General features: G+C 67.1%; 10 protein-coding genes. 4 read left to right on the top strand and 6 right to left on the bottom strand.

Annotation, left to right across the window (positions count from 1 at the left end; genetic code table 11):
* The first annotated feature begins 129 nt into the window (after window positions 1-129).
* From CYFUS_RS17730 to CYFUS_RS17715, 4 genes are all read left to right on the top strand, one after another.
* Window positions 130-582: a response regulator gene (locus CYFUS_RS17730; protein ID WP_095986302.1), complete on the top strand. Its 453-nt coding sequence runs from the start codon at window positions 130-132 to the stop codon at window positions 580-582.
* Window positions 564-2,270 (top strand): hypothetical protein, encoded by a 1,707-nt coding sequence (locus CYFUS_RS17725; RefSeq protein ID WP_095986301.1) that lies wholly within the window; start codon window positions 564-566, stop codon window positions 2,268-2,270. Before CYFUS_RS17730 ends, CYFUS_RS17725 begins: the two co-directional genes overlap by 19 nt.
* Window positions 2,158-3,564 (top strand): Dyp-type peroxidase, encoded by a 1,407-nt coding sequence (locus CYFUS_RS17720; RefSeq protein ID WP_332468386.1) that lies wholly within the window; start codon window positions 2,158-2,160, stop codon window positions 3,562-3,564. The genes CYFUS_RS17725 and CYFUS_RS17720 overlap by 113 nt, the downstream gene beginning before the upstream one ends.
* Window positions 3,565-3,865: 301 nt before the next feature.
* Window positions 3,866-4,603, top strand: a complete 738-nt coding sequence (locus CYFUS_RS17715; protein ID WP_095986300.1) for a class I SAM-dependent methyltransferase — start codon at window positions 3,866-3,868, stop codon at window positions 4,601-4,603.
* A 24-nt stretch (window positions 4,604-4,627) separates the two neighbouring features.
* On the opposite strand, the gene CYFUS_RS17710 is transcribed toward CYFUS_RS17715, so the two are convergent.
* The 6 genes from CYFUS_RS17710 to CYFUS_RS17685 all read right to left on the bottom strand — a co-directional run bounded on the left by CYFUS_RS17710 (window position 4,628) and on the right by CYFUS_RS17685 (window position 12,857).
* Window positions 4,628-5,107, bottom strand: coding sequence for an SRPBCC domain-containing protein (locus CYFUS_RS17710; RefSeq protein ID WP_095986299.1), 480 nt, complete (start codon window positions 5,105-5,107; stop codon window positions 4,628-4,630).
* A gap of 74 nt (window positions 5,108-5,181) precedes the next feature.
* Window positions 5,182-5,652 carry an NUDIX hydrolase gene (locus CYFUS_RS17705; RefSeq protein ID WP_095986298.1) on the bottom strand — a complete coding sequence of 157 codons (471 nt, stop codon included), beginning with the start codon at window positions 5,650-5,652 and terminating at the stop codon, window positions 5,182-5,184.
* Entirely contained in the window at window positions 5,649-6,857 is a 1,209-nt protein-coding gene (locus CYFUS_RS17700) for a DUF2380 domain-containing protein (protein ID WP_332468385.1), read from the bottom strand. Before CYFUS_RS17700 ends, CYFUS_RS17705 begins: the two co-directional genes overlap by 4 nt.
* 522 nt (window positions 6,858-7,379) lie before the next feature.
* The gene (locus CYFUS_RS17695; protein WP_157758498.1) at window positions 7,380-8,480 is read right to left on the bottom strand and encodes a sensor histidine kinase; all 1,101 of its coding nucleotides are present in this window, start codon (window positions 8,478-8,480) and stop codon (window positions 7,380-7,382) included.
* Window positions 8,481-9,432: 952 nt separating this feature from the next.
* On the bottom strand, window positions 9,433-10,773 hold the full coding sequence (locus tag CYFUS_RS17690; protein WP_095986296.1) for a hypothetical protein: 1,341 nt from the start codon (window positions 10,771-10,773) through the stop codon (window positions 9,433-9,435).
* A complete protein-coding gene (locus CYFUS_RS17685; RefSeq protein ID WP_232537919.1) occupies window positions 10,770-12,857 on the bottom strand; it encodes a hypothetical protein in 2,088 nt (695 codons plus the stop codon). Before CYFUS_RS17685 ends, CYFUS_RS17690 begins: the two co-directional genes overlap by 4 nt.
* Window positions 12,858-13,022: the final 165 nt, after the last annotated feature.

The raw sequence follows: 13,022 nt of genomic DNA, 5'->3' as shown, positions 1-13,022 counted from the left end.
GCCCGCTCCCCAGCCCGCTCATTCCCATCTTCACGGACATCTTCATGCAGGTCCGGCCGGGATCACAGAGAGGGTAGTCAAACTCCTTCCGTGTAGGGAGAGACATCTCGAAACCAAGCGGAGGGCACCATGCGCACGATTCTCCTGGTTGACGATGAACAAGACCTGCTCGACCTCTTCCGGGAGGTGCTGGAGCAGATGGATTACCGGGTGATCGAGGCGCACGACGGACGTGAGGCCCTGTCCCTCGCCCGACAGTCCCCACCGGAGCTGGTGGTGACGGATTGGATGATGCCCCGCATGGACGGGCTGGAGTTGTGCCATGAACTCCACGCGGACGAGCGCCTGCACGACATTCCCATCATCATCCACAGCTCCTCGGGAGACCCCCATGCCCCGGGCGCCCGGTTCGTGCCCAAGAGTTCTCCCCTGGAAGAGTTCGAGGGCCTGGTGCGCCGGGTGCTCGCCCACTCCGACGCCCGGCGGCAGCGCCCACCAGGCAAGGCGCCTCGCAATTCCTGTTCAACACGTACCACGCTCCTCTTCGGACTGGGTGACAGCGCATGTTCCACGGCACATTGAGCATCATCACGAAGATCCGTCCTGAAGCCGTGGAGGGTTTGACCTCCACGCTGCGGAGGCTGGATCGGACCATCCAGGCGCGTCAGTCCCACCCGCTCCGAGGCATCCAGGTGCTCTATTTCGCGCACTGGGGCATCCTCGGCGGCGCGCCCTGGGACGGCCTGGCGGCGGGGCCTCGCGAGGATTGCTACCTGCTCTTCGGTGCCGACCTGCGCCTGTCCACCTCGCTCCATGGGCGCGAACAGCTCCGCACCACCCTCGAGTTGCTCGTGGACGCACTCGCCGCCCAGTCCTCCCTGTCGGGAGACACGACCTTCGATGAGCTCTACTCCCACTGCGAGGGCTACCCGGAGGCGGGGCTGGCCCGGCCCGCGCAGGTCAAGGAGTACCTGCTGGAGCACGCGGTGCCCTACAGCACCCGGCACGTCGACTTCGCCTACCGCGTCGCCTCCGTCCCGGCGATCCGGGAGTTGCAGGAGATGCGCGCGCGGGCCGAGGCCTATTTGAACAACCCGCACCGGCGTCCCTTCCTGGAGCGGCTCGAGCCCACCTCCTTGTACGACGACTTGCGCGAACACCTCGGCCCCCACCTCGCGCGCGTGACCACTCCGGAGTGGGAACGCAACCAGAGCGCCGCGCTCCTCGAAGCGGCCCTCGCCACCCTCACCTACCTCCTCGTCGACAAGCCCTTGCGCCTGCTCGTCCGGCTCAAGAACCGGTTCACGCGTCCGCGCCAGACGGTCGAGCACGTCACCATCCCCGACGCGTTGCGCGAGGAGATCGAGGCGCGGCAGGGGCCCATCCAGAACTCGATGATCCTCGTCACCGACGTCCCCTCCAACGCGCTCGACCAGCTCCGGCAACGCTTCTTCATGGGGCTCATCAACTGGCGGCTGAAACGCAACCTGGTGGGCATGAACGACATGCGGGTCATCCACTTCGCGCGGTGGGCCATCTTCCAGCGCGGCGCGAAGCGGCAATTGCTGTTCATCGTCACCTATGACGAGAGCTGGGAAGCCTATATCGACGCGTTCGTGGACCACCAGGATGTGAGCACCTTCCTCAAGCTCATCTGGAGTGGCTCGAAAGGCTTTCCCTCGGGCCAGCCCTTCGTGGAGCCCTTCAAGGAGTGGATCCGCGGCGTGCAATGCCCCACCCTCGTCCACTACAGCGCCCTGCTCCATGGCGAGGCCCCCCCCACCACCGTGGCCGTCACCGACCTCCACGAGGCCCTCTCGCTGCGCCAGGTCCTCGCCACGAAGGACTCGAGCCATCCAGGGAACGCGCCCATGCGCCAGACCCTGAAGACCTATCTGGAACAGGGCCGGTTTCCCTATCAGGAGAAGCTCCTGAGCCTTCGTCAGGCCATCTCCATCGTCCAGGAGCGACTGCGCTCCACCCATCGCCGTCCAATCCCAACCCTTCACAGGAGAGTTCCCCATGTCACGACCCGGAAGCTGGGTGTCCTACGCGCGCAGACTCCTCTCAGGAGCCGCCGCTCCGAAGGCGACTCCACCCCCGCCGCCCGTGAAGCTGGACGACGTCCAGGGGCTCATCGTCCATGGCTACAAGCGCATGGCGGCCGCCGCCTTCCTGCTGTTGAGGATCCAGGACGCCGGTCCGTGCCGGGCGTGGCTCCGGGAGATGCTGAAAGGGGAACTCACGACGGCGGCGGAGATCCCCAGTGAGCGACTCGAGCGGTGGACCGCGTGTCTGAACGTGGCGTTCACCTGGCACGGCCTGAAGGCCCTGGGCCTGGACGAGGACGCGCTCCAGACGTTCCCCTACGAGTTCCGCAAGGGCATGGCCGCACGGGCCCACGTGCTCGGAGATACCGGGTCGAGCGCCCCCGAACATTGGGAGTTCGGCGGCACGTGTCCCGAGGGACCGCGCGACGAGGACATCCATGTGTTGTTGATGCTCTATGCCCAGAACGAGGACGAGCTGAGCACCCGGCTGGCCCACCAGCGGACGCTGCTCGCGAAGGCGGGTGTCCAGGAACTCTACTGTCAGCGCGCCACCCACCCGAGGGACAAGGACGGGCGGGTCACCTTCCGGGAGCCCTTTGGCTTCCAGGATGGGATCTCCCAGCCGGTGGTCCAGGGCTTCAGCAAGCCCGGGCGTCATCCCGAGGACTACGACAGCCCCATCGCCACGGGTGAGTTCATCCTGGGTCATGACAATGAATATCAAGAGAAGCCGCTCCCGCCGACCGTCCGCGCGAGCAGGGATGCCCTCGGCCGGCTCAACACGGCGGAGCAGGCGGGGCGCAAGGACCTGGGCCGCAACGGCTCCTATCTCGTGCTGCGCAAGCTCCAGCAGGACGTCGACGGCTTCAACGCGTTCGTGGAGAAGAAGAGCAAGGAACTCGCCGACGATCGCCTCCAGGACGACACGCAGAAGAAGGAATGGTTGAAGGCCAAGCTCATGGGACGCTGGTCCAATGGCGCCCCCTTGAAGCCGGGTCAACACGAGGCCCCCGAGCCGGGACCCCACGGGCACTCCAATGCGTTCAACTACAGCCAGGACGATGCCGCGGGCCTGGGCTGCCCGGTGACGTCTCACGTCCGGCGCGCCAATCCGCGCGACTCCCTCGCGCCCGATCCGGAGCTGTCCAGGCAGGTGAGCCGGCGGCACCGGATCCTCCGCCGCGGCATTCCCTATCACGGTGAGCCCCAGGCGGAGAGCGCCTCCCCGGAGCAGGGGCTGATCTTCATCGCGCTCAACGCCCAGCTCGGCCGGCAGTTCGAGTTCATCCAGCAGAGCTGGTTGCACAACGAGAAGTTCGGGCGGCTGTACGATGAGCGGGATCCCGTCTCGTCGAACCAGGAGAGCGGCATGATGACGATCCCCATGACGCCGCTGCGGCGATGCGTGACGGGCATCCAGCGCTTCGTGACCATGAAGGGCGGGGGCTACTTCTTCATGCCCGGCGTCGGCGCCTTGGAGTTCCTGGCACACCTGGAGCCCGCCACGGGTTGAGCCCGGGCGGGCGGCGCCTCCCGGGCAGAACCCACCCGTGCAATCGCCTCGGTGTCGGATCGTAACCCACGGACCTACGAGAGGACGAATGGCTCCGCGAACTTCGAATGGAAGGTGCCCAAAACGCCCGACAACCCCAAGAACGAGAACGCGGTGAAGGTCCTCGAGCGGCTCGAGCCACCCACCGCCTCCCCGCCGCCAGAAGCGCATCCGTGACAGCACGACCCGGTCCCGGTGAAGGCCCGTTGGGGTAACATGCCGTACAACCCTGCTCGTGCCCTGTCAGGAAAGGAAGCGGGAGATGTCGGCACAATACGATCAGATTGGAAACAAGGTCGCGGATTGGGACGTACTGCCGGTGCGCTCGGAGTACATCGAGGGACACACCTTCTTCAAGGCGCTCGGCCCCCTCGAGGGAAGCAACGTCCTCGACCTGGCCTGTGGCGATGGGCTGTACACGCGGCAGTTCAAGACGCGAGGCGCCGCGCGGGTGGTGGGAGTGGATATCTCGGAGGAGATGATTCGCGGAGCGCGGGGGTACGAAGCAGCGCAACCGCTGGGCATCGACTACCACGTGTCCGACGTGGCCGACATGTCCCCGCTGGGCTCGTTCGACGTCGTGACGGCCGTCTATCTGTTGCACTACGCGAACTCGCCCGAGCACCTGCTTCGGATGTGCCGGAACATCCATGACCACGTGAAGCCGGGGGGCAGCTTCGTCACCTACGCCTTCAACCCCGAGTTCAGCGCGAAGGGCCCCAACAGCACCCGCTACGGAATCACGATGTTGGACTACCCGGAGACCCCTCGGGAAGGACAGGCGATTTCCGCGGAGTTGCACACGAAGAGCCCCTTCACCATCCACTTCTCCCACTGGAGCCGGGACACGTACGAGCGAGCGCTGCGCGAGGCCGGCTTCCGCACCCTCACCTGGACGCGCCCCGAGTGCTCCCCCGAGGGGATTTCGAAGTTCGGCCAGGCCTTCTGGCAGGACTACCTCGACAACCCTCACGCGGTGGCACTGCGCTGCGAGCGGTGAGCCGCTCGAAACTCCGCGGTGAACTCACTCGATGAACGCCGCGAGGTTCTGGAGTGACAGGCTCGAGCCCAGTTCGTTGTCCTCGAGCCTGATGCCCGGCGGTATGTCCTCGCAGATCAAGGAGACCTCGGTTCCCTCCCCGGTATCGGCGAGAAGGGCCGTGAACCTCATCTCGCCCGCGAACGCGGCGTCCTGCGATTCGAACTCGATGATCTCCACGATCTTCTCGTATGGGAGCAACTGGGCGAATCTTCCCTGGTACGTGTCCGTGTCCTCGGAGGTCTTGCCTCGGGGTGAAGCCGCTGGATGCTTGTAGGTCAGCGACATGCGGAACCTGCCACCTTCACGCGGGTCGAACTCGTGCACATGCGCCAGCATGTCGGGCGGCCGGAGCCACGCGGCCACCGCTTCGGGCTCGAGGAAGGCCCGATAGATGGCCTCACGTGGCGCCTTGATGATTCGCGAAACGCGCGTGCTCCGCGTCCTGGCAGAGGGTTCAGTCATGCTCGAAGCTCCTTCGATGAGATTGAGTACCGGCGGGCGACGCCTCCCGGGCAGGCACGGACGTGGGGGGAAGTTCAAACCTCCTCGTCAGGCAACAGGGAGAGGAGCAACTCGTCGTCGGGACCGAGCGGGCGCCAACTGGGCGGCGGCGGCGTGGCGAAGAGCGCGTCGCTGGCCTGATCGACGCGCGCCTTGTGGGTTTCTGGGGTGTAGCTCTTCCATCGGGCGAGCGCCATGGCGACTTCGAAACGGTTCGTGTCGTCCAGGACTGCCGGCCAACCATCGGGGAGATCATCGGACAACTCACGCACGAGTTGCCCACGTACCAGACGTGTGAGCTGATGGTTTTGCTCAGCCTCGGCCACCAATCCGCTGAACACCTGCACGGCGTTGACATCCTGCGCACCAAGCTCCTCGGCCAGATCCGCCAGCGACGTGGTGGGACGTGCCTCGGCGAAGGCGGTGAGCGAGGAGAAACCACGATCGCGGACCCGTTCCTTCAGGCGGACCTTCCAATTGCCTTCCCAAGAATGGTCCTCGCTCATTTTCCACCCCAAGACGTGAAATTCATCGGGATTCTGTACTCCTTCATATACTTCGCGACGAGCCGCAGGATCTCGTTTCTCGTCAACATCCGGCCAGTTCTGGTTTCGGCGTCACGCAACGCTCCCATGAGCATTTGGTTCCACTCGCCGGGCCATTGTCGACCCAGGCGCCAGTCCCCACCACCGTGGATCGCCTCATGTTTTGCCTGCTCCATCCTGACGCAGAATTGATCGATGCTCATTTCTCCAGTGAAGCCGCGCTTCTCGAACCAGTCGCGGAACTCTCTCGGCAAGACGTGGTGCCGCGGGAGCTCGGCCATTCCCGCCCCCGCTCTTCCAGTCTGGCGCATGGCACGCACTTCGGGTCCATCACCGAGCGCTTCGCGCACGCCCCGTGGCAGTTCCTGGTTCGATTCGGCCATCATCACCTGACCGGCGTGAATCCGGACGGCGGCGCTGGCGACGGAAATGGAGAGGACACCCGCCCGCACGAGCTGGTGCATCATTCCCACCCACTCGGCGGAGACCACGATCCGCGTGCCCATCATCACGCCGCCAGAGCCCACCGCGAGGCCCATGCCGAGCGTGGCGGGAGCCGCCGGCGGTAGCCGTGGTAGCGACATTTTCATCGCCGATAGCAGGGTGAGCATCTCGAGGCTCTGCGCCACCGCCACGAATCGCCTGCCGCGCTCTTCCGCCACGCGCACTGCCTTACGGGTCGCATCGAACTCGCCGGTGAGGTGGCCTATCAGCGCGGGGAGGTCGGTCGCCGCGGCTTCGACCTGCCCCGGCTCCAGGGAGGAAAGCGCTGTCATGGCGGGCTCGATCTGCTTCTGCAAGCGGCCCAGGTCCACGAACAGCTTCTCCACGCTGTAGAAGGGGCACTGCTGAAGTACGACGTCAGCGAGGTTCAGGAAGTCGAGCCATGCGGCGAGCAGGATGACGCCCGACATGGCAGCCTCGAGCCGGGGCCCGGAGAGGCGCAGGATGGCCAGTTCCATGCCCGGGCCATCCATCTCCGATGCGGTGCTGGACAGCCTGGTAGCGGCAGCCAGCTCAGCCTCGATCCATCGCAGCTGACGCTCGCCATAGACGACATAGGGAGCAAAGAGACCAGCGGAGCGGCCGGCGATGCCCAGCTTGCTGGCCTTGAGCCTGGAGAGCGCACCGGAGAGGCGGCGAGTGGAGCCCGACACGTCGAGCACGGCACCAAGGACCGCCTGGCGCGTCAGGGTCGCGCTCCGCCGCTCGGGTTGAGTGGAGTCATGGGGGATCGTGCTCCCAACGGCCCCCTCCACACCGACAGGGCCCATCCCCGTCATGGGCCCACGATTGTCTCCGCGGTGTTGCGACCGCTCCGACGTCTCGGGTTCCAGCGGGGACGGAGGAAGAGAAGCGAAGACGCGCGGAGGCTCAGCGCTCGGCCCTTCGGGGGACCCCCCAGCCAGGTGAGGCGTGTAGCGCAGGCTCCGCCCCAGGCCCGTCGGGGGCCTCACCGACGCGCAACCGGTGGACAACAGGGCCATGGCGAGCACCAGGCCCATCCACCCAACACGCAACAAGACAGCGTGCATCATCCATCCCCAGCACCAGGCCCTTCACGGCGACCTCCATGCCGCAGCCAAGGAGCCAGTGGTCACCCATTCCACCACGGCCCGCGAGGCCCACGTCCACCAGACGCCACCGTGATGTGCCAGCACCCAACATCCGGGAGCTGGAAGTGGGCGTCAGGCGTCCTGGAACGTCGGCAGCTCCACACGGAAGAAGAAGCCACGGTCCGACTCACTGTGCACGGACAGCGCACCACCGAGCGCGGTGACGAGGCGATGGCACACCGCCAGCTCCAGGCCCGTGCCCACTCCCGTGGGCCGGGGCGCGACGAACGGCTGGAAGACCCGCTCCGGGTTCTCGGCGGGAACGCCTCTCCCCGCGCTCATCTCCACGACCACCCTCGAGGCGCTGGACATCCGCACGGAGAGCTGGAGCGGCATCGGCACCTCCCCTTCCAGCGGGAGCTCACGGGCCGCGTGGGTGAACAGGTGTTGGAACACCTGGTGCAGCCGTGCCCGATCTCCCCGCACCCGCGGCACCGCGTGCAACACCGACACCCACCGCGCCCGGCCCTCGCTCTCGAGCGCCGCCTTCTCCATCGCGCCGCGCAGGGTGGCCACGACATCCACCGGGCCTTCCTCCAGGTCCGCCGGCACGGAGAGCCTCTCGAGGTCCTCCGCGATGCGGCGGATGCGCTCGGCCACCTGGCGCGCATCGGCGAGCGCCTCACGCATCCTCGCCTGCTCCTCCGGGCAGCTCGCCCCCGACAGCCCAAGCTGCAACTGCACGTAGTCGATGTTGCTCAGGAGGATGGTGAGCGGATCGCTCAGCTCATGGCTCAGACCCACCGAGAACTGGTGGAGCGCTCCCCACCGCTCGGTGGAGATCCGCCGTGCCTGCGCGACCTGGAGCTGCCGCAACTGCTCGCCGAGCCGCGCGTTGGCCAGCTCCAGCTCGGACGTGCGCTGCCGGACCGCCTTCTCCTGCTCGGCGTTCCGGCGGCGCACCTCACTCCCGTCCTCCACTGCTCGCGGGTACCCGGCACCGGGGCTCGCCGGCGTCCACCGCGCGAACTCGCCCAGGCCCGTCCCCTCCTCCTCCAACCCATACGCCCGGCGCAGCGGCTGCCCGTGCAGCGTCGCCCAGACCCCCATCAGGCACACCACCATGAGGCTGACACTGGCGGCGAACGTCGGCTGGCGGGAAAGGGCGCTCGCGCTGGCCACCAGGACAGCCCCCATCACCGCGAGCACCACCACCTTGGATTGCATCTTCATCGGGCTGACCTCTCGTGCGAAGAACCCTCCCGAGCATTGCGAGTGACATGCCAACCCCTCCTCCCTGGGGAGCCGTCCGCGGACGAAGGAAGCTCGGTTGTGGCGTTCCGCCGCACTCCCGAGCGCGAGGCCGCACCGCCACCGGGGCCTTCCGAGCGGCGCGCCCGGCTCGCGTCGCCCGATGGCCCATCGAGAAGGCTCTGTGGCAATACGCCACGATGTCCCCATGTGGACAGGCGCCCGCGCGGGAAGCGTCATGGGGCTGGCTCGAGGTCCCGCGCGAGGCGGAAGCCCACGTTGTTCAAGGGCGCCTCGGGCTTCACGAGCCACCCCCGCGCCACGCGCGTGTCACCCGTACGCGAGGGATTGAACGCCCCCGTGGGAATGAAGGGTGACTCACCCGAGCCACCAGGCGCCTGGCGTCCGAGTCGGACACCCTTCAGGCCGAAGCATGGGTTCCGTGCCCTTCCCGTCTGCCCACCCTGTCCTCCAAGGTAAGACTTCAGGGTGATTCGACGACCTGCCCCGACAGCGCTGCGGTCGCTTCCTCCCCGGGTCGAGAGACCAAGAGGGCGCTGTCCGGGGGAAGTTCCGGCGGGAGAAGAGACGCTGCGAGTAAGACTTACCGCCCTCGAGGGCGAGAGAGGCGGCCTCCACGTACCAAGCGCCCGAGATTCCAGGCGACTGGCGGTGAGGTGCCATTGGCACGGCGAATGCTCATACCTCTTTCAAGAAGGCAGCGGGGCAGGACGGGCGGCCGGGGTGGTGGGGCGGAACGGGGTAGGACGGGCGGACGGGCGGGTCGGGTGGCGGGTCAGGGGGAGTCGGGCGGGTCGGGGTTGGACGGGCGGGTCGGGCGGGTCGGGTGGCGGGTCGGGGGCGGAAGCAGGGGGAGTTCGTCGGGGAGGAGCTGCTGGGGGCGGCTCCTCCCCGATTCTTTTGGCGGAGCCGGTCAGGAACGGTGCCGCTCGGCCACGCGGTAGAGCCAGGTCAGGGAGTGGTCCAGGAGCGCCTGGCGCGAGCGCATGTAATGACGTGCGCGGACGAAGGGAAACCAGACGCGGTGGCCCACGAGCACCTGGGCCTCCTCGAGCTTCTCGCGCGGAATCCACCGGCCTCCGAGGTTTCGCACCAGCACCTGACCCAGGTAGGCGCCAATGGCGGGCACCGCACGCGTGTCGATGTTCTCCCGCAGGCGGCTCGTCGGGAACTCCTCGTGCCAGAAGTAGAAGTCGGCCTCCGTGAGGGACTCGGGTGTCGCCTCGAAGATGGAGGGCACCTTCGTGTGCAGCAGGGCCACGAGGTGCTCGGCGAGATAGCGGTAGTGCGCGCACGCTCGCTCCGGGTCCTCCACGTCCGAAGGCAGGGCCGAGTCGGCGGGTCGCCACTCCTCGGGCTCGGGAGGTTGCCACGCGTTGAGTTCGGCAATCTTCCGCTGCCGCTCGTAGCTGGCGACGTCGTCCACCACGCGCGAGAGGAGCGGGGCCAGCTCAGGGTGGAAGCGGGGCTCCACGGGAGCGAGCGTGGCGCTGCGCTCGCGCAGGGTGCGCAGTACGGTGGAGAAGTCCAGGTCCGGCCGGAGGTGACAGTGAACGCGAGCCTGGACGAGGCGCGCCTCCTCGCTGGCGAAGTCCGTGACGGTGGGCCTCGTCACCAGGAGCACGCCACCATTGGGCAACTCCTCCACCCTCCAGGCCGGCGCGGACAGCATGCGCTCGCGGCCGACGGTTTCCACCAGCTTCGGTCCGAAGACGTTGAGCCAGCACACCTCATAAATCTTGTCGAAACCGTCTCTGAACCAGGTTTCCTTGTCGCGGCCAAAGTCGGGAAACCTCGCCAGGTTGATGTCATCATTGCTGTGAGCCACGGCATGGGAGACCAGGTAGCGTGAGGCCCAGGCACGTACCATCTCCACGAACTTGAGGCAGCGCTCCGCTTCCGCGAAGAAGGAAAGCGGCTTGGCGTTGATTGAGATGTCCAACATGGGCGCACGAGGGGGCAGCCAAAGTGCAAGAGTCATGTCCAACGCGGGCCATTTCGTACGATAGAGCCCGAGACTCGTGTACACATCGTCGCGTTCCTCATCCAATGCCTTCCAGATAGCGGTACGAGTGTATTTGCGCCGCCGCTTGCCTTCAGCGACGTCCGGCATCCAACCATCTGCGTGTTCCTCGAGAGCTTGGAGGACAGGTGTCAGCTCGCTTTCACGTGGCGCAAGTGGATCGAAGGCACCTTCAAAAACAAGTCGGAGGCTGTCTTCCGGCTTCAAATCGTGCACGCTCAGCCGCCTCATTGGAACAGAACCTCCACTCCCGGAATCTTTCTCTCCGTTGCTCTCAAGATTGCGTTCAGCATGAATTCATCATTGGGCTTGAGCACGCCCCCCTCGTAGACGAGACGAACCCTCTGGACGGGAACCTCTCTTTGCCCTCGAAAAAAGGGTTGGAGGATGTCTCGACGGATGTCCAGCGCTCCGCCGTACTTGCGTAGAGCCTCTCTCGCGTCCTCCATCACCTGTACTCTCAACTCTTTTTCCTCGAGCAACGCGAGATTGCGGCTCTTGAAGCTAAATGACTCGACTCGACGCGGCCGGCCGCCGAGTTCACCCTCTTCGATGACAAGCACATCCGCGTAGCGCAAACCGGTCTCCTGTTTTTTCACGCCCACGTATGCCTCGACGCGAGGCTGGTCGAAGTCACCGAGGAAGCGACGCTGCGCCCGAGGCCGTTTCGCGTCTTCGCGCAACAGGTTCACCATGAAGCGCTCGAAGGCGAGTCCCCGGGTGAATCCGCCCCACATCCGCTCGTAGGCAACCCAGCGCAGAGGCCCTTCGACGGCCTTCCCCCGCTCGAGTTCCCCCAACCGCCTCTCGTAGTAGGCGACGTACTCACCCCAGCGCGGGTTGCCCTCCGCTCCGGGCGGCGGAGCATCCAGGGAGGGCCGCTGCCTCTCCAGCACCACCACGTCCCTGGGCAGACGCGGACCCGTGGCCTCGCTTTCCACCAGCGCCAGCCGGGCCTCCACCACGTCCCGGGTGAGGCCCACCTCCTCGTCCACCAGCGAGGCGATGCCCCCGGAGCGTTCCGCGGCACCACTCCGCTCGAGGGTGGAGCGTGTGGCGTCGTCCGCCACCGTGGCCACCTTCCCGGAACTCGCCCCCGTCCCCCCCTTCCCCGCTGGCGAGCCCGTGGCCTCGGGTCGGGCCCTGGCCATCATCGCCTGGGCCCTGGCCACATCTCCCCGCGCCTCACGCAGGGCCAGCGCGGCATCCACTCCCCCCACCGCCACGAAGTGGCCCGCCTCCCGGCTGGCTTGGATGTCCCGGGCCAGCGCTCGCAGTCCCTCCACGCCCAGCCTCGCCTCCAACTGCCGCACCCGTTCCTTCAGCGCCGTCAGGCGCGGCTCGGCCAGTCCGGCCCCCGAGGCACCTCGCGCCCCGGACAGGACTCGCGGGCCCCGGCCTCCGGCGTACAGCGCCCCGAGCAACAGGGCCGGTGCCAACTCCCGTGTGGCCTGCTCGTACTGGCCCCGGGACAGCGAGGCCACCCCCTGCCCCGTGCCGAGCACCAGGTAATAGAAGCCCAGCGGCACGCCGAACGTCACCGCGTCGAAGCTGCCCACCACCACGCTCCCAGGACTGAAGTGCCGCAGCGCCAGGGCCCACTCCACCTCGTGCGCCGCCTCCTGGTAGGGCGCGGGCAACTGCTTCCACCGCTCGGACAATTCGCTGTACCGCCCGCCGTCACTCGTCGGACTGGTGGAGAGCGCGTCCCGGGCCGCGCGGCCCAGCCCCCGCAGCACGTCTCGGGCCCGCTCGGCCCGCTCCGGATAGGCCGCCAGCGGCAGTCCTCGCCGCTCCAGCTCCTCACGCACGGCGGGCATCAGCCCCAGCGTCTGTCCCAACTGCTTGTCCCGGGCCAGCAGGCGCAGCAGCGCGCGCACCTCGTCGTCATGGGCCGAGTGCAGCACGAAGAGGGCGAACACCTCCGCGTGGTAGTGCCCATAACGCTCGGTGGCCTCAATCAGGAAGCCGGCGCGCTTGCGGGCGAGGACATCGGCGGCATCCGCGCGCACCGGCCCGAGGGCACCCAGCCGCACGGCGCTCCAGCCGTCCAGTGCCTCCACCAGCCGGGGCATGTCCACTCGCTCCTGCAACGCCACGTAGTCCCCGGGCGAGGCACATCCCAGGAAGGGGGCCAGCAACGCCTCGGAATCACCCGACGACAGGTCGGGCCACCCCGGCGGCAGGGCCTGTCCGCCACAGGCGAGTGCCTCTCCCGAGGAAGCGCCGGACCCGCCTGTCCCCTCGGCCAGGACGAGCGGAGCACTCGCGGCGCACCCCGCCAGCACGACGACGGCCAGCAGCAGCAACGCCACCCCACCACCCCGTTCTATGACAGCTCGTCTCACGGAGAAGCGCGCGCGGCTGATCGTTGGCATGAGGGCATCCTCGTTGGTAGCACCACCGTTCCTCAAGGATAGCCACCCTCTCCAGTTCCTCAGGGAGCTACTCACTAGTGCTCGTCAGAGACAGTGCGAGGT

The sequence above is a fragment of the Cystobacter fuscus genome, assembly GCF_002305875.1.
Classification (GTDB): Bacteria; Myxococcota; Myxococcia; order Myxococcales; family Myxococcaceae; genus Cystobacter; species Cystobacter fuscus_A.
The sequence above is the reverse complement of the archived record's forward strand: the minus strand, read 5'-3'. Positions and strand labels throughout refer to the sequence as shown.

What these genes read in the sequence shown, in the direction of transcription:
- CYFUS_RS17715 (WP_095986300.1), top strand. Translation starts at nt 3,866, where the DNA reads ATGTCGGCACAATACGATCAGATTGGAAACAAGGTCGCGGATTGGGAC.
- CYFUS_RS17705 (WP_095986298.1), bottom strand. Translation starts at nt 5,652, where the DNA reads ATGAGCGAGGACCATTCTTGGGAAGGCAATTGGAAGGTCCGCCTGAAG.
- CYFUS_RS17695 (WP_157758498.1), bottom strand. Translation starts at nt 8,480, where the DNA reads ATGAAGATGCAATCCAAGGTGGTGGTGCTCGCGGTGATGGGGGCTGTC.
- CYFUS_RS17690 (WP_095986296.1), bottom strand. Translation starts at nt 10,773, where the DNA reads ATGAGGCGGCTGAGCGTGCACGATTTGAAGCCGGAAGACAGCCTCCGA.
- CYFUS_RS17730 (WP_095986302.1), top strand. Translation starts at nt 130, where the DNA reads ATGCGCACGATTCTCCTGGTTGACGATGAACAAGACCTGCTCGACCTC.
- CYFUS_RS17720 (WP_332468386.1), top strand. Translation starts at nt 2,158, where the DNA reads ATGGCGGCCGCCGCCTTCCTGCTGTTGAGGATCCAGGACGCCGGTCCG.
- CYFUS_RS17710 (WP_095986299.1), bottom strand. Translation starts at nt 5,107, where the DNA reads ATGACTGAACCCTCTGCCAGGACGCGGAGCACGCGCGTTTCGCGAATC.
- CYFUS_RS17725 (WP_095986301.1), top strand. Translation starts at nt 564, where the DNA reads ATGTTCCACGGCACATTGAGCATCATCACGAAGATCCGTCCTGAAGCC.